Here is a 16259-nt window from a genome sequence, read left to right as displayed (position 1 = left end):
TGGCTTTTCCTCGAAAAATCTTCTTCGGGGCGGCAGGCTGCTGCCGGTTTGGCGGCGAATGTGCCGTATCGCGTGTCTATGTGTCGTACGGGTTCGCGCTCTCGGTCATGGTCGGTCCTCCCCGGCCGGGTTGCCGGTTGTTCATGAGGACGTGCCCGGAGCCTAAATGGTTCATGCCTCGAAGGGAACGTGATATGTGCTTCACTCGGATGAAGGATCGAACGTGTATGCGACCCTCTACTAGTCTGTGTTCCTGCCGAGGGTTGCGTTACAAGGGCTCTACCAGGCCTCGGTACCCTCTGAGCGGCTACCCAAGCCGCGCCCTTACCCAACAGGGCCACATCTGAAATTCAGCGAGGAGCGAACCGCGTGACCGCCGAGACGTCCGTGCCGTCCACAGCGCTGCTGGCAGGAGCAGACCGCGACGGTTCCAACTACACCGCTCGGCACCTGCTCGTCCTCGAGGGGCTCGAGGCCGTGCGCAAGCGCCCGGGCATGTATATCGGGTCCACCGACAGCCGCGGTCTGATGCACTGCCTGTGGGAGATCATCGACAACTCCGTCGACGAGGCCCTCGGCGGCTACTGCGACCACATCGACGTCGTGCTGCACGACGACGGCTCGGTGGAGGTGCGCGACAACGGCCGCGGCATCCCGGTCGACGTCGAGCCCAAGACGGGCCTGTCCGGCGTCGAGGTCGTGATGACCAAGCTGCACGCCGGCGGAAAGTTCGGCGGCGGCTCGTACGCCGCCTCCGGCGGTCTGCACGGCGTCGGCGCCTCCGTGGTCAACGCCCTGTCCGCCCGGCTGGACGTCGAGGTGGACCGGGGCGGCCACACCCACGCCATCAGCTTCCGGCGCGGTGTGCCCGGCGCGTTCACGACGGGCGGGCCCGAGGCCAAGTTCGAGCCCGGGAGCGGACTGCGCAAGGCCAGGAAGATCCCCAAGTCCCGCAGCGGTACCCGCGTGCGCTACTGGGCCGACCGCCAGATCTTCCTGAAGGACGCCAAGCTCTCCCTGGAGAACCTGCACCAGCGCGCCCGCCAGACGGCGTTCCTGGTGCCCGGGCTGACCATCGTCGTGCGTGACGAGTACGGCCTCGGCGAGGGCGGCAGCAAGGGCGAGGAGTCCTTCCGCTACGACGGCGGCATCAGCGAGTTCTGCGAGTACCTGGCGAGCGACAGGGCCGTCTGCGACGTGCTCCGCTTCACCGGGCACGGGACCTTCAAGGAGACGGTCCCGGTCCTCGACGACCACGGCCAGATGACGCCCACCGAGGTCACCCGCGAGCTCGGCGTGGACGTCGCCATGCGCTGGGGGACCGGCTACGACACCACCCTGCGGTCCTTCGTCAACATCATCGCCACCCCCAAGGGCGGCACGCACGTGGCCGGCTTCGAGCAGGCCGTCGCCAAGACCATGAACGAGGTGCTGCGCGCCAAGAAGATGCTGCGCGTCGCCGAGGACGACGTCGTCAAGGACGACGCCCTGGAGGGCCTCACCGCGGTCGTCACGGTCCGCCTGGCCGAGCCCCAGTTCGAGGGGCAGACCAAGGAGGTCCTCGGCACCTCGGCGGCCCGGCGCATCGTGAACAACGTCATCACCAAGGAGCTCAAGGAGTTCCTGACCTCCACCAAGCGCGACGCCGCGCAGCAGGCGCGCGTGGTGCTGGAGAAGGCCGTCGCCGCGGCCCGCACGCGCATCGCGGCCCGCCAGCACAAGGACGCGCAGCGCCGCAAGACGGCCCTGGAGTCCTCCTCGCTGCCCGCCAAGCTCGCCGACTGCCGGAGCGACGACGTCGACCGCAGCGAGCTGTTCATCGTCGAGGGCGACTCCGCGCTCGGCACGGCGAAGCTGGCCCGGAACTCCGAGTTCCAGGCGCTGCTGCCCATCCGCGGCAAGATCCTCAACGTCCAGAAGTCGTCCGTCACGGACATGCTGAAGAACGCCGAGTGCGGCGCGATCATCCAGGTCATAGGAGCCGGATCCGGCCGGACCTTCGACATCGACGCTGCCCGCTACGGCAAGATCATCATGATGACCGACGCCGATGTGGACGGCTCCCACATCCGGACCCTGCTCCTGACGCTGTTCCACCGCTACATGCGCCCCATGGTCGAGGCGGGCCGGGTGTTCGCCGCGGTCCCGCCGCTGCACCGCATCGAGCTGATCCAGCCGAAGAAGGGCCAGGACAAGTACGTCTACACCTACTCGGACCGCGAGCTGCGCGACAAGCTGCTCCAGTTCCAGAGCAAGGGCGTGCGGTACAAGGACTCGATCCAGCGCTACAAGGGCCTCGGTGAGATGGACGCCGACCAGCTCGCGGAGACCACCATGGACCCGCGCCACCGCACCCTGCGCCGGATCAACCTCTCCGACCTGGAGGCCGCCGAACAGGTCTTCGACCTCCTGATGGGCAACGACGTGGCACCCCGCAAGGAGTTCATCGCGAGCTCCGCCGCGACCCTGGACCGCTCGCGCATCGACGCTTAGGGCGCGTCGGACGCGTAACGCACAGCCGGGACGCGTCACCTGATGGGGTGAAGACCGGAGGGAAGAGAAGTCAGGGAACTTCCGGTTCTGTCCATCCTTGGGCATGCAGTCAAGCAACGACCGCCTCCGCGCCGGCGGGGGCGGTCCCGGGAACGTGCCCGGGACCGACGAAGGCCCGGACCCGGAGTCCGGGGACATCAGATACCGCGACCCCTGGTACGACGCGCTGGCCTCCGGCTGGGGTGACGGCAATGGCACGGCGGCCCCCGCCGCACCGGTACCGGCGGCCCGCCGCGAGGATCGGACCGGACCGGGGGACGGCGCGGCGGCCGCCGCGTACCTCGAGGTGCAGCGCAGCCCTGCGTTCCAGGAGGTGCGCAGCCGCTACCGGAGGTTCGTGACGCCGGCGGTCGCCCTCTTCCTCGCCTGGTACGTGGGCTACGTCGTGACCGCGACGACCGCGCCGGGGTTCATGGCCCGGCCGGTGGCGGGCGTGGTGAACGTGGGGATGCTGGCGGGCCTCGGGCAGTTCCTCAGCACCTTCCTCCTCGCCTGGGCCTACGCCCGGCACGCCCGGCTGCGCAGGGACCGTGCGGCGCTCGAACTGCGCTGGGACACCCAGGAGCTGACGCGCGGTGCGGGCGGTGGTGCCTCGTGACCGGCAACCACCAGACCCTGGCGCTGGTGCTGTTCAGTGTGTTCGTGGCGGTCACCCTGGGGATCACCACCTGGGTGAGCCGCAACCGGCACGGATCGGCGGAGGAGTTCTACGCGGGCGGGAGGCTGTTCTCGCCGATGGAGAACGGTTTCGCCGTCGCGGGCGACTACGCGTCGGCCGCCTCCTTCCTGGGTGTCCCCGGTCTGATCGCCCTGTTCGGCTACGACGGTGTGCTGTACGTGGTGGGCTTCTTCGTGGCCTGGCTGGTCGTGCTCTTCCTCGTCGCCGAACTGGTCCGCAACTGCGGGCGCTTCACGCTCGCCGACGTGGTCGCGGCGCGGATGAGCGCGCGGCCGGTGCGGATCGCGGCGGGAACTTCCTCGGTCACCGTGTCCGTTCTGTATCTGGTGGCGCAGATGGTGGGCGCGGGCAGCCTGGTGGCGCTGCTCCTGGGCCGGACCGGCGCGGGGGTGCAGGCCTGGACCGTCATCGGCGTCGGCGCGCTGATGGTGATCTACGTGTCGTTGGGAGGGATGCGGGCCACCACCTGGATCCAGATCGTCAAGGCGGTCCTGATGCTGGGCGGCACAGTCGTGCTGACCGTGCTGGTCCTGGTCAGGTTCCACGGCGACATCGACCGGCTGCTGCTCACCGCGGCCGAGCGCAGCGGTCACGGGGGCGCCTTCCTGGTGCCCGGACTGAAGTACGGCGGGGATCTGACCTCGCGTCTGGACTTCATCAGTCTCGGACTGGCGCTGGTGCTCGGCACGGCGGGGCTGCCGCACATCCTGTCCCGCTTCTACACCGTGCCGACCGCTCGGGCCGCCCGGCGCTCGGTGATCTGGTCCATCGGGCTGATCGGCGGCTTCTACCTGATGGCGATCGTCCTCGGCTTCGGAGCGGCCGCGATCGTCGGTCCCGACGCCCTGCGCGGGTCCAACGCGGCCGGGAACACGGCGGTCCCGCTGCTGGCCCTCGACCTCGGCGGCGGCGCCGACTCCACGGCGGGGACGGTGCTGTTCGCGGTGGTGGCCGCGGTCGCCTTCGCCACGATCCTCGCGGTGGTCGCCGGGATCACCCTCGCCTCCTCCGCGTCGGTGGCCCACGACCTGTACGCGTCGCTGCGGCGCCGCGGTGCCCGGCAGCGCAGCGAGGTGGCCGTGGCGCGCGTCGCCGCGGTCGGCATCGGCCTGGTCGCGATCGCCCTCGGCCTGCTCGCCCGCAACCTCAACGTGGCCTTCCTGGTGGGTCTCGCGTTCGCCGTCGCCGCCTCTGCGAACCTGCCGGTGCTGCTGTACTCCCTGTTCTGGCGCGGCTTCACGACCCGCGGTGCGGTGTGGGCCGTGTACGGCGGTCTGGTTCCCGCGCTCGGGCTCGTCGTGCTCTCCCCGGTGGTCTCCGGCAGTCCCGACGCGCTGTTCCCTGGCGTCGACTTCCAGCTCTTCCCGCTGGAGAACCCCGGCATCGTCTCCGTCCCGCTGGGATTCCTCGCCGGCTGGCTGGGCACCGTCACCTCCCCCGAGGCCCCGGACGAGGCCAGGCACGCCGAGACGGAGGTGCGGTCGCTGACGGGGGCGGGGGCCGTGTAGAGACACCGGGGCCCGTAAACCCCGTGCCTGCCGGCTAGGGCGCCACCCACGCGTAGCGGTGCTCCGGCCGTCCCGTGTCGCCGTACTTCAGGGACAGGCGCAGGCGTCCTGCCTGTTCCAGGTGGCGCAGGTAGCGCTGGGCGGTGGAGCGGCTCAGGCCGGTGCGGGCGGCCACCTCGTGGGCGGACAGGGGCTGGTCGGCGCGGTGCAGGACGCCGCAGATGAGGTCCGTCGTCGGTTCCGACTGGCCGCTGGGCAGCCCCGGGGACGTGGGAGCGGGCGTGGTGCGCAGGGCGCCGAAGATCCGGTCCACCTGCTCCTGCCCGGTGACGCCGCGCCCGACCCGGTCGACGGTGCGGCGCAGGGCGGCGTAGGACTCCAGGCGGGTGCGCAGCGCGGCGAAGGTGAACGGTTTGACCAGGTAGTGCAGCGCGCCCAGGCGCATGGCCTGCTGGACGGTCGCCACGTCGCCGGCCGCCGTGATCATGATGACGTCGGTGCCGATGCCCTGTTCCCGCATGCGGTTGACGAGTTCCAGACCCGTGCGGTCGGGCAGGTAGTGGTCGAGCAGGACCAGGTCGATGCCGTCGCGCTGCACGGTGGACAGGGCCTGCGCGGCACTGTGCGCGCGGGCGGCCACCCGGAAACCGGGAACCTTTCCCACGTACTTGGCGTTTATTTCGGCGACACGGAAGTCGTCGTCGACCACCAGGACGTCAATCATCGGGCCTCTTTCCCTCAAGGCCAGGCGGGCGTTGAGCTGTTGTCGGGCTCCGTTGTTGTAGCGCGAGCAAAACGAGCACAACAGGTGCTTGCGAGCAAAAGAACGGCTTGCGCTCAGAAGACTGATGCTGTGGCCGGGGACACATCTACCGTCCCGGGCCATGAGCGCAGACACCAGCCCCGTCATCGAACTACGGGGCGCGAGCAAAACGTTCAGGACCCCGTCAGGGGGCCTGCACACGGCCGTCAGGGACCTCGACCTCACCGTGCGGCGCGGCGAGTTCGTGGCCGTGGTCGGCCCCACCGGCTGCGGCAAGTCGACCACCCTGACCCTCGTCAGCGGGCTGGAGGAGCCCACCGAGGGCGATGTGCTGGTGGCCGGCGAGCCGGTGCAGGGCGTCGGCGGGAAGGTCGGCTTCGTCTTCCAGCAGGACGCCACCTTCCCCTGGCGCTCGGTGCTGTCCAACGTGATGGCCGGGCCGCGATTCCGCGGCATGCCGAAGGCCGAGGCGAAGGAGAAGGCCCGCGCCTGGCTGGCCAGGGTCGGACTCGCCGCCTTCGAGGACCGTTACCCGCACCAGCTCTCCGGCGGCCAGCGCAAGCGCGTCGCCCTCGCCGCCACCTTCGTCAACGACCCCGAGATCCTACTGATGGACGAGCCGTTCTCGGCGCTCGACGTGCAGACGCGGGCGCTGATGTCGGACGAGCTCCTCGAACTGTGGGAGGGCACGGGCGCCTCGGTCGTCTTCGTCACCCACGACCTGGAGGAGGCCATCGCCCTGGCCGACAAGGTCGTCGTCATGACCGCCGGCCCCGCGACCGTGAAGCAGGTCTTCGACATCGGCCTGCCGCGGCCGCGCAAGGTCGAGCAGGTGCGCCTCCAGCCGGAGTTCATCGACATCTACCGCGAGATCTGGGAGTCGCTCGGCGAAGAGGTCCGCATCACCCGTGAAAGAGGTGCCGCCCATGTCGCCTGAGGTTCTCAGCACTCCGGTCGTCGAAACGGTCAAGACCTCGGACCGGGCGCACTCCAGGGCCCGCGCCGCCCGCAGACGCAAGGTGGTCGTCGGCTCCGCCCGCGCCCTGGTGCTGGTGGCCGTGCTCGGCCTGTGGGAGGCGCTCTCCAGGGCCAAGGTCATCGACTCGTTCAACTTCTCCATGCCGTCGGAGATCTGGGACCAGATCTGGACCTGGATCACGCACGGCACCGCGCAGGGCTCGCTGGGTGAGCAGATCTGGTACACGCTCTACGAGGCGCTGATCGGCTGGGTGCTCGGCGTGGTGATCGGTGTGGTCCTCGGTATCGCGCTCGGACGCATCACCTTCCTCGCAGATGTCCTCGGCCCCTACATCAAGGTTCTCAACTCCCTCCCGAGGATCGTCCTGGCCCCGATCTTCGTGATCTGGTTCGGGCTCGGACCGCTCTCCAAGATCGCCTCGGCCGTGGTCCTCGTGTTCTTCCCGGTGTTCTTCAACGCCTTCCAGGGCGCCCGGGAGGTCGACCGCAACCTGGTGGCCAACGCGCGGATCCTCGGTGCGAGCGACCGCAGGGTCACCTTCCAGGTGGTCATCCCGTCCGCGACCTCGTGGATCTTCACCAGCCTGCACGTCAGCTTCGGCTTCGCCCTCATCGGCGCCATCGTCGGCGAGTACATCGGCGCCACCAAGGGCATCGGCCTGCTCGTCGCGACGTCCCAGGGCAACTTCAACGCGGCCGGCGTGTACGCCGCGATGGTCATCCTTGCCGCGGTCGCGCTCGTCGCCGAGGGACTGCTCACCTTCGCCGAGCGCCGCATCTTCCGCTGGAAGCCGGCGGGCTCCGGGGACTGACGTCCGCCGCCGCACCGGCTTCCCTCCCGCCCCCCGCACCTCGCTTCCCGTATCGCCTTTTCTCACAAGGACGTGACCCTCATGCGCAAGAGCACCAGATTCGCTGCCTCGGCCGCCGCCGGCCTGCTCGCCCTGTCCTCCCTCACCGCCTGCGCCAACGAGGCGGCGAGCTCCACCGGCAGCGGCGGGGGAGGCAAGGGGGAGAAGGTCAAGATCATGGTGGGTGGCCTGGACAAGGTCATCTACCTGCCCGCGATGCTCACCCAGCGCCTCGGCTACTTCACCGAGGAGGGCCTGGACGTCGAGCTGCTGAGCGAGCCCGCCGGTGTCCAGGCCGAGACCGCACTCGTCTCCGGCCAGGTCCAGGGCGCCGTCGGCTTCTACGACCACACCCTGGACCTCCAGACCCACGGCAAGTACGTCGAGTCCGTGGTGCAGTTCTCGCACGCGCCCGGTGAGGTGGAGGTCGTCTCCACCAAGGCGGCGGACAAGATCACTTCGCCGAAGGACTTCAAGGGCAGGAAGCTCGGCGTCACCGGCCTGGGTTCCTCGACCGACTTCCTCACCAAGTACCTGGCGGTCAAGAACGGTGTGAAGGTCAGCGAGTTCAGTCCGGTCGCCGTCGGTGCGGGGCCGACCTTCATCGCCGCACTCGAGCAGGGGTCCATCGACGCCGGCATGACGACCGATCCGACCGTAGCGACGATCCTGGAGAGGAAGGCGGGCAAGGTCCTCATCGACATGCGCACGCCCGAGGGCTCGCAGGAGGCGCTCGGCGGCCCGTACCCGTCGTCCAGCCTGTACATGCAGTCGGACTGGGTCAACAGCCACAAGGAGACCACCCAGAAGCTGGCCAACGCGTTCGTGAAGACGCTCAAGTGGATGTCCACCCACAGCGCCGACGAGATCGCCGCCAAGATGCCCGCCGACTACTCCCAGGGCAACAAGACGCTGTACGCGGAGGCGATCAAGAGCACACTGCCGATGTTCACCAACGACGGCGTGATGCCTCAGAACGGCCCCGAGACCGTCGAGAAGGTGCTCAAGGCGTTCAATCCCAACATCCAGAAGCACGACGTGGACCTGAGCAAGACCTACACCACCGAGTTCGTTGAGAAGGCCAAGGGCTGAGATCCGTATGCAAGGGGGCCACGGCCTTCCCCTCCCCCCGGAGCCGTGGCCTCAGGCGCGGGCCGCCCACACATAACGGTGTTCAGGGCGGCCCGCGCCGCCGTACTTCAGCGTCAGCCGGACCCGTCCGGTGCGCTCCAGGAACTTCAGGCAGCGCTGGGCGGTCTGCCGGCTCACCCCGGTCCGCTCGGCGACCTCGTGGGCCGACAGGGGCCCGGCGGCTCCCATCAGGGTCCGGCGGACGAGTTCGACGGTCGCGGGGGAGTGGCCCTTGGGCAGGCTGGGCTCCGGCGGCGCCGACAGCGCCCCGAAGAGCCGGTCGACCTCGGCCTGTTCGGCCTCCCCGCCACTGTCCAGGGTGCGGCGCAGTGCCGCGTACGCCTCCAGTCTGGAGCGCAGCCCGGCGAAGGTGAACGGCTTGATCAGGTACTGCAGCGCACCGTGCCGCATCGCCGCCTGCACGGTCGACACGTCACGGGCCGCCGTCACCATGATCACGTCGGTCCCGATGCCGCGGCTGCGCATCTCCCGCACGACCGACAGGCCCGTGTCGTCGGGCAGGCAGTGGTCCATGAGGGCCAGGTCGAGCTGAGGCAGCGTCTCCAGCCGGTGCAGGGCGTCGGCGGCGGTGTGCGCCGCGGCGGCGACGCGGAAGCCCGGCACCTTCTCCACATAGGCGGCGTTGATCTGCGCCACCCGGACGTCGTCGTCCACGACCAGGACCTCGATCACTGCTCCTCCTCGCCGGTCCCGGCGCCGAGGGCGGCCACCTGCGCGGGCTCCGCGTCGGCGAGCGCCTCGGGCAGTACGACCGTGAACTCCGCTCCGCCGCCGGGCGCCTCGCCCACCGTGACGGTTCCGCCCTGCCGCTCGGCGAGCCTGCGCACCAGGGACAGACCTATACCGCGCCTGCCGTGCGCCGGCGGCTGCTTGGTGGACCACCCTTCCGTGAAGATCAGGTCGCGCCGCCCCGCCGGGATTCCGGGCCCGGTGTCGCGCACCCGGAGCACGGCGGTACGTCCCGCCGCGCGCAGTTCGCCCTCCACACGCGCGTGTGGAGTCCCGGCGACCGCGTCCAGCGCGTTGTCGACCAGGTTGCCGACGATCGTCACCAGCCCCCTGGGGTCGACGAGCCGGTCCGGCAGGTGCGTGCGGTCCGACAGCCACAGCGCGACCCCGCGCTCGGCCGCGACGGTCGCCTTGCCGACCAGCAGGGCGGCGAGCAGCGGGTCCTGGATCTTCTCGGTGACCTGCTCGGTGGTGGCCCGGTGGTCGCCGACCACCTCGCCGACGAACTCCACGGCGTCGTCGTACATCTCCAGCTCGAGCAGGCCCAGCAGGGTGTGCATGCGGTTGGCGTGCTCGTGGTCCTGGGCGCGCAGGGCGTCGATCAGGCCGCGCGTCGAGTCCAGCTCCCGGCCCAGCTCCTCCAGCTCGGTGCGGTCGCGCAGGGTCGCGACGGCGCCCCCGTCGTCGGTCGGCATCCGGTTGGCGACCAGGACGCGCTGCCCGCGCACCGTGAGCAGGTCCGTGCCCGTCACCCGCCCGGCCAGGACGTCGGTCGTACGGCCCGCCCCGAGCGCCTCGTCGAGCGACCGGCCCACCGCCTCGTCGCCGAGGCCGAGCAGCCGCTGCGCCTCGTCGTTGAGCAGCCGGATCCGTCCGCTGCGGTCCAGGGCCACGACCCCCTCCCGGATGCCGTGCAGCATGGCCTCGCGTTCGGCGAGCAGGGCCGCGATGTCCGAGAAGGCGAGGTCCCTCGTCTGCCGCTGGACCCGCCGGGAGACCAGCCAAGCCGCCAGCGCGCCCACGGCCAGGGCGCCGCCCGCGTAGGCGAACAGGCCCGGAATGGCGTCGATCAGCTTGCCGCGCACGCTGTCGTAGGCGATGCCGACCGAGACCGCGCCCACGATGTGGTGGCCACCGTCGTACAGGGGCACCTTGCCGCGTGCCGAGCGGCCCAGCGTGCCGGTGTCGATCTCCATGACCTTCCGGCCGGCCAGGACCGACTCCGCACTCGTCGACACGTGCCGGCCGACCTGCTTCGGATCCGTGTGCGACCAGCGCATGCCCCGTCTGTCCATCACGACGATGTACTCGGCGCCGGTCGCCTTCCGGATCCGCTCCGCCTCCTGCTGCACGGGGCCGTCGACGGTCGGGACGGTGTGCTGGAGGTCCTGTGCGATCTGCCGGTTCTCGGCGGTGGTCTCGGCGATGGCGAGGGCGCGGCGCATCGCCTGCTCGTCCAGCTGGTGGCTCAGCGGCGCGAGGAACAGGCCGGTCGCGAGCACGGCGACTCCCGCGGCGATCGCCAGCTGCATCAGCAGCACCTGCGAGAAGACACGTCGCGGCAGACCCAGCCGCCGGCGGCGGGCGGGAGGAGTGGCGCTCATGGCCATGACAGTACGTCGGGACACGGGGCCGTTCCCGGGCTGTTCCCGGTGTGTGGCGCGGATCATCTCTCACACCACCGCCGCACGGCCGCCCCGCCTCGGCCCGTCGCCTTGCCGCTGCCGTTCCGTCGCGCGACTGCGGTGTCGCCGCTGTCCCGCGCCGTTGCCCCGGCTTGCCGCCGTTCCGTCGTGCCGCCGGGCGGCCGCCGTTCCGCCGTGCGGTCGCGGTGTCGCGTCGAGTCATCGCGCTGATCTGCTGCCGTGCGGCTGCCTCGCGGCGCCGCCTGGCGCTGTCCCGCGCCGCTGCCGTGCCGCCGGATCGCCGTGTCGAGGCTGTGCTGCGGTCCGCCGGTCCGCCGTGCCGACGCTGTGCTGCCGTGCTGTCGTGCGGCTGTCTCCCGGCGGCGGTGCCGTGTCGCCGTTGTCCCGAGTCGCCCCGCCGGACCGTTGCCCCGGTCCGTGGGCCGTCAGTGGGCAGCCCGTGGCTGGTGAGCCGTCAGGCCGTCAGTGGTGCGGTCGCCAGTTCGCGGACGGCGGTCACGTCCATGTGCGTGGGCCCGCCCAGCACCGAGGTGCCGCAGCTCTCCGGGCGCGGCGGCAGGGCGGCCCCCTGGGACACGGCCACGTGCCACCGGCGTCCGTCGGCGTGGGCGACGGTGACCTCCCAGCGCGGCGCCGATCCGTCGGTGCGTACGACGCTCAGCGCGTCCGCGCGGTACTCGCGCGCCGTCTCCCGCACCGCCAGTTCCGCGGCCTGCCCGGGCCGTTCCCAGGCCGTTCGGCCCCGGCAGCCCTCGAGGACCATCCGGCCCTCGCCCACACGGTGCAGGATCTCCTTGACGGCGTGGGCCTCGGCCCGGCCGTAGGCGTATCCGAACGGCAGCACGAGCAGGGTCGGCGAGAAACGGTGGCCGCCCAGGTGCGTGACCTCCCAGACGTCCTGGACCCCGGAGGCGGCGAGTTCGGCCGCGAGGGGACGGCCGAGCAGGGCGCAGCACTGGTCACGCTTGCCGTTGGTGCACACCAGCGCGAGCGGATCACCTGTGTGCGGCCCGCCCTGGAGGGCGGCGTCGAAGGTGTCGTGGTCGCCCATGCCCAGCGCGGCGAAGTCGAGGGCCAGCAGGCGTTCCGGGTCGGCGGTCACGGCGCTGCGCAGCCATACGTTCCCCGGGACCGTATGGGCCGCGTACACATGCCGTACGGACTGGGTGCGGCGGTCGGCGTGCCGCCCCGGACGGCGGATGAGCGCGATCCGGACGCCGGTGCCCCGCGCCGCGCGATCGAGCGCACGTCCGAGCGTGGGGTCCAGGTGGCTCGAAGTGAGTGCCTTGGCACCCCAGGGGCCGGGCTGTTCCAGCAGCAGCCATGTCGTCGCCGTGGCCGCGGTGGCGGCCATCGGCTCGTCGAGCTGCCGGGAGACGGTAGAGCACGTACTCACGCAGGTGAGCCTAACCTGACTCGGCCCGGATCCACGCCAGCCGTAGGGGTGATCTTCGCCGGGCGCTCGCGCAGCGCCCCGGCGTGCGCACGGCTCGTATCCTTGGTCGGCATTCCATCCTCGTACGTGCGCAGGGCCGTGAGCCGGTGCACGCGTCGGCATGAGAGAGGTCGCGTGGTGAGTCAGCCGAGCCGGTACCCGAGTCCGAGCCGCAGCGCGGCGCAGATCCCGGTCGTGGTGCTCGCCGGTTTTCTGGGCTCGGGCAAGACCACGCTCCTCAACCACCTGCTGCACCGCAGCGGCGGCAGCCGCATCGGCGCGATCGTCAACGACTTCGGCGCGATCGAGATCGACGCCATGGCGGTCGCGGGAGCCCTCGGGGACTCCACCGTCTCCCTGGGCAACGGGTGCCTGTGCTGTGCGGTGGACGCCAGTGAACTCGACGTCTACCTCGACCGGTTGACGAGCCCGGCCGCCGGTATCGACGTCGTCGTCATCGAGGCCAGCGGGCTCGCCGAACCCCAGGAACTCGTCCGCATGGTGCTGGCCTCCGAGAACCCCCGGGTCGTCTACGGCGGGCTCGTCGAGGTCGTGGATGCCGCCGAGTTCGGCGACACCCGTGCGCGGCATCCCGAGATCGACCGGCATCTCGCGCTCGCCGACCTCGTCGTCGTCAACAAGACCGACCGGGCGGCCGACGGCGAGAAGGTGCTCGCACTCGTACGGTCCCTGGCCGACGGGGCCGCCGTCGTCCCGGCCTCGTACGGCAGGGTGGACCCGGAGTTCCTCTTCGACTGCCGGCCGAGCGAGGAGCGGATCGGGCAGCTCTCCTTCGACGACCTGCACGCGTCCGGCGCGGACGAGGACGACGACCACCACGCCGCGCATCTGCACGCCGGCTACGACAGTCTCTCCTTCGTCTCCGACGTGCCGCTCGATCCTCGCCGGCTGATGCGGTTCCTGGACAGCCGCCCCGACGGGCTCTACCGGATCAAGGGGTACGTCGGCTTCGGCCGCCACGACGTGCGCAACCGCTACGCCGTGCACGCCGTCGGGCGTTTCCTGCGCTTCTACCCCGAGCCCTGGCCGGACGGCGACGACCCCCGTCCCACCCAGCTCGTGCTCATCGGCTCCGGCATCGACGCGGGCGCCCTCGGCAAGGAGCTGGAGGTGTGCAAGCAGGACACCCCGCACGCCGACGAGCACGGCATGTGGGGCGTCCTGCGCTACGTACGGGACCCCGAGAGACACGACCCCGAGGCCCCGGGTCAAACGGACCCGGACCTGCCGGACCCGGACCTGGCCTGACCGAAACCGGCCCCGGACCCGGCGGACCCCCGGCCTAGGGCCTCTCGTTTGGATCATGCCGGGCTCGCGGGCCCTGGCACCGTGCCTCGCGGTGTTGTCGTCGGTTGGCAGGGCTCCGCCCTGCCGCCCTCCTCCGCCTTGCGATACACGGCACCAGACCCCGCTCCCTGATCCGGCCTGATCCAAACGAAAGACCCTAGACGGGCCCCGCGACCACCGCCACCGTCTTCGGCAGCGACACGCCCGAGCCGTCGCGGCGCGGGTCGAGCTGCGGGAGTTCGGCCGGGCTGCCGTTCTTCTGCGTGGCCAGGGCCGGGGTGGGCCCCGCCCAGGCGAAGGCCAGGCAGTCCTCGCCCTTCAGGAACCGCTGGCAGCGCACACCGCCGGTGGCGCGGCCCTTGCGCGGGTACTGGTCGAACGGTGTGACCTTGCCCGTCGTCTGCACGGAGTCGTCCAGCGAGCCGCGCGAGCCTGCGATGGTGAGGACGATCGCGTTTGCGGCCGGGTCGACGGCCGTGAACGAGATGACCTTGGCGCCCTCGGTGAGCTTGATGCCGGCCATGCCGCCGGCCGGGCGGCCCTGCGGGCGGACCTGGGAGGCCTGGTAGCGCAGGAGCTGGGCGTCGTCCGTGATGAAGACCAGGTCCTCCTCACCGGTGCGCAGCTCGACCGCGCCGACGATCCGGTCACCCTCCTTGAGTGTGATGACCTCCAACTCCTCCTTGCTGGAGGGGTAGTCGGGCACGACCCGCTTGACGACGCCCTGCTCGGTACCGAGCGCCAGGCCCGGAGACGACTCGTCCAGCGTGGTCAGGCAGACCACGGTCTCGTCGTCCTCCAGGGAGACGAACTCCGCCAGTGGCGCTCCGCCGGCGAGATTCGGAGCCGACGTCTGCTCCGGCAGATGGGGCAGGTCGACGACGTTCACGCGGAGCAGACGGCCCGCCGACGTCACCACGCCCACCTCGCCCCGGCCGGTCGCCGGGACCGCCGAGACGATCACGTCGTGCTTCTGACGCTTGCCGTCCGTGCCCTGCGCGAACGGTTCGCCGTTCGTCGTGCGGGCCATCAGACCCGTCGAGGACAGCAGGACGCGGCACGGGTCGTCCGCCACCTGCAACGGCACCACGGCGGCCGGGACGTTGCTCGCCTCCAGCAGCATCGTGCGCCGGGGAGTGCCGAACTTCTTGGCGACCGCGGCCAGTTCGGCCGAGACCAGCTTGCGCAGCTCCGCGTCGGACTCAAGGATCCGGGTCAGTTCCTCGATCTCCGCGATGAGCTTGCCCTTCTCCGCCTCCAGCTCGATGCGGTCGTACTTGGTCAGCCGGCGCAGCGGGGTGTCGAGGATGTACTGGGTCTGGACCTCGCTCAGCGAGAAGCGCCGCATCAGGCGCTCCTTGGCCTGCGCGGAGTTCTCGCTGGAGCGGATCAGACGGATGACCTCGTCGATGTCCACCAGCGCGGTGAGCAGGCCCTCCACCAGGTGCAGTCGGTCGCGCCGCTTGCGCCGCCGGTACTCGCTGCGGCGCCGTACGACCTCGAAGCGGTGGTCGAGGTAGACCTCCAGCAGCTCCTTCAGACCGAGCGTGAGGGGCTGGCCGTCGACCAGGGCGACGTTGTTGATGCCGAAGGACTCCTCCATCGGCGTCAGCTTGTACAGCTGCTCCAGGACGGCCTCGGGCACGAAGCCGTTCTTGATCTCGATGACCAGGCGCAGTCCGTGCTCGCGGTCGGTGAGGTCCTTGACGTCGGCGATGCCCTGGACCTTCTTCGAGCCGACCAGGTCCTTGATCTTGGCGATCACCTTCTCCGGGCCGACGGCGAAGGGCAGCTCGGTGACGACCAGCCCCTTGCGGCGCGCCGTCACGGTCTCCACCGAGACCGTCGCGCGGATCTTGAAGGTGCCGCGGCCGCTCTCGTAGGCGTCCCTGATCCCGGACAGGCCGACGATCCGGCCGCCGGTGGGCAGGTCCGGGCCCGGGACGTGCCGCATCAGGGCGTCCAGGTCCGCGTTCGGGTGGCGGATGAGGTGGCGGGCGGCCGCGATGACCTCGTTGAGGTTGTGCGGGGGCATGTTCGTGGCCATGCCGACGGCGATGCCGGAGGCGCCGTTCACCAGCAGGTTCGGGAAGGCGGCCGGCAGGGCCACCGGCTCCTGCTCCTGGCCGTCGTAGTTGGGGGCGAAGTCGACGGTGTCCTCGTCGATGGACTCCGTCATCAGGCTCGTGGCCTCGGCCATCCGGCACTCGGTGTACCGCATGGCGGCCGGCGGGTCGTCGTTGCCCAGCGAGCCGAAGTTGCCGTGGCCGTCGACGAGCGGGACACGCATCGAGAAGGGCTGGGCCAGGCGCACCAGGGCGTCGTAGATCGACGCGTCGCCGTGCGGGTGCAGCTTGCCCATGACCTCGCCGACGACGCGGGCGCACTTCACGTAGCCGCGCTCGGGGCGCAGCCCCATCTCGTTCATCTGGTAGACGATGCGGCGGTGCACCGGCTTGAGTCCGTCCCGGGCGTCCGGCAGCGCGCGGGAGTAGATGACCGAGTACGCGTACTCGAGGAAGGAGCCCTGCATCTCGTCGACGACGTCGATGTCGAGGATCCTCTCCTCGTACGAGTCGTCGGGCGGCGGGGTCTTCGTGCTGCGGCGGGCCATCGCTGCCGGCTCCTTGCTGAAGCGTGGACGGGATCTGACGCGG

At 70.7% G+C, this 16259-nt stretch carries 12 protein-coding genes; 7 read left to right on the top strand and 5 right to left on the bottom strand.

The features are described 5' to 3' along the window. Positions 1-369: 369 nt before the first annotated feature. The 3 genes from CG719_RS23620 to CG719_RS23610 all read left to right on the top strand — a co-directional run bounded on the left by CG719_RS23620 (position 370) and on the right by CG719_RS23610 (position 4740). Entirely contained in the window at positions 370-2493 is a 2124-nt protein-coding gene (locus CG719_RS23620; RefSeq protein ID WP_100570681.1) for a DNA gyrase/topoisomerase IV subunit B, read from the top strand. Between the two features lie 103 nt (positions 2494-2596). Beyond that, positions 2597-3151 carry a DUF485 domain-containing protein gene (locus tag CG719_RS23615; protein ID WP_100570680.1) on the top strand — a complete coding sequence of 185 codons (555 nt, stop codon included), beginning with the start codon at positions 2597-2599 and terminating at the stop codon, positions 3149-3151. Continuing rightward, complete coding sequence (locus CG719_RS23610; RefSeq protein WP_100570679.1) at positions 3148-4740, top strand: solute symporter family protein; 1593 nt, start codon at positions 3148-3150, stop codon at positions 4738-4740. Before CG719_RS23615 ends, CG719_RS23610 begins: the two co-directional genes overlap by 4 nt. 34 nt (positions 4741-4774) lie before the next feature. On the opposite strand, the gene CG719_RS23605 is transcribed toward CG719_RS23610, so the two are convergent. Continuing rightward, a complete protein-coding gene (locus CG719_RS23605; RefSeq protein WP_100570678.1) occupies positions 4775-5464 on the bottom strand; it encodes a response regulator in 690 nt (229 codons plus the stop codon). A 160-nt stretch (positions 5465-5624) separates the two neighbouring features. Here CG719_RS23605 and CG719_RS23600 point away from each other — a divergent pair, with 160 nt between their 5' ends. From CG719_RS23600 to CG719_RS23590, 3 genes are all read left to right on the top strand, one after another. After that, complete coding sequence (locus CG719_RS23600; protein ID WP_100570677.1) at positions 5625-6440, top strand: ABC transporter ATP-binding protein; 816 nt, start codon at positions 5625-5627, stop codon at positions 6438-6440. Next, entirely contained in the window at positions 6430-7293 is an 864-nt protein-coding gene (locus CG719_RS23595; RefSeq protein WP_100570676.1) for an ABC transporter permease, read from the top strand. The genes CG719_RS23600 and CG719_RS23595 overlap by 11 nt, the downstream gene beginning before the upstream one ends. A gap of 81 nt (positions 7294-7374) precedes the next feature. Then, the gene (locus CG719_RS23590) at positions 7375-8424 is read left to right on the top strand and encodes an ABC transporter substrate-binding protein (RefSeq protein WP_100570675.1); all 1050 of its coding nucleotides are present in this window, start codon (positions 7375-7377) and stop codon (positions 8422-8424) included. A 51-nt stretch (positions 8425-8475) separates the two neighbouring features. Here CG719_RS23590 and CG719_RS23585 read toward each other — a convergent pair whose 3' ends face one another. From CG719_RS23585 to CG719_RS23575, 3 genes are all read right to left on the bottom strand, one after another. After that, on the bottom strand, positions 8476-9156 hold the full coding sequence (locus tag CG719_RS23585; protein WP_100570674.1) for a response regulator: 681 nt from the start codon (positions 9154-9156) through the stop codon (positions 8476-8478). Continuing rightward, positions 9153-10817 carry a sensor histidine kinase gene (locus tag CG719_RS23580; protein ID WP_199836751.1) on the bottom strand — a complete coding sequence of 555 codons (1665 nt, stop codon included), beginning with the start codon at positions 10815-10817 and terminating at the stop codon, positions 9153-9155. Before CG719_RS23580 ends, CG719_RS23585 begins: the two co-directional genes overlap by 4 nt. A 496-nt stretch (positions 10818-11313) precedes the next feature. After that, a complete protein-coding gene (locus tag CG719_RS23575; RefSeq protein ID WP_100570672.1) occupies positions 11314-12255 on the bottom strand; it encodes a sucrase ferredoxin in 942 nt (313 codons plus the stop codon). A gap of 177 nt (positions 12256-12432) precedes the next feature. Between CG719_RS23575 and CG719_RS23570 the strand changes: the two genes are divergently transcribed. Continuing rightward, positions 12433-13563 (top strand): CobW family GTP-binding protein, encoded by a 1131-nt coding sequence (locus tag CG719_RS23570; protein ID WP_100570781.1) that lies wholly within the window; start codon positions 12433-12435, stop codon positions 13561-13563. Between the two features lie 196 nt (positions 13564-13759). On the opposite strand, the gene CG719_RS23565 is transcribed toward CG719_RS23570, so the two are convergent. Further along, on the bottom strand, positions 13760-16216 hold the full coding sequence (locus CG719_RS23565) for a DNA gyrase/topoisomerase IV subunit A (protein WP_100570671.1): 2457 nt from the start codon (positions 16214-16216) through the stop codon (positions 13760-13762). Positions 16217-16259 lie beyond the last annotated feature (43 nt).

Source organism: Streptomyces sp. CB01373, from assembly GCF_002803075.1.
In the GTDB taxonomy this organism is placed as follows: Bacteria; Actinomycetota; Actinomycetes; order Streptomycetales; family Streptomycetaceae; genus Streptomyces.
The sequence above is the reverse complement of the archived record's forward strand: the minus strand, read 5'-3'. Positions and strand labels throughout refer to the sequence as shown.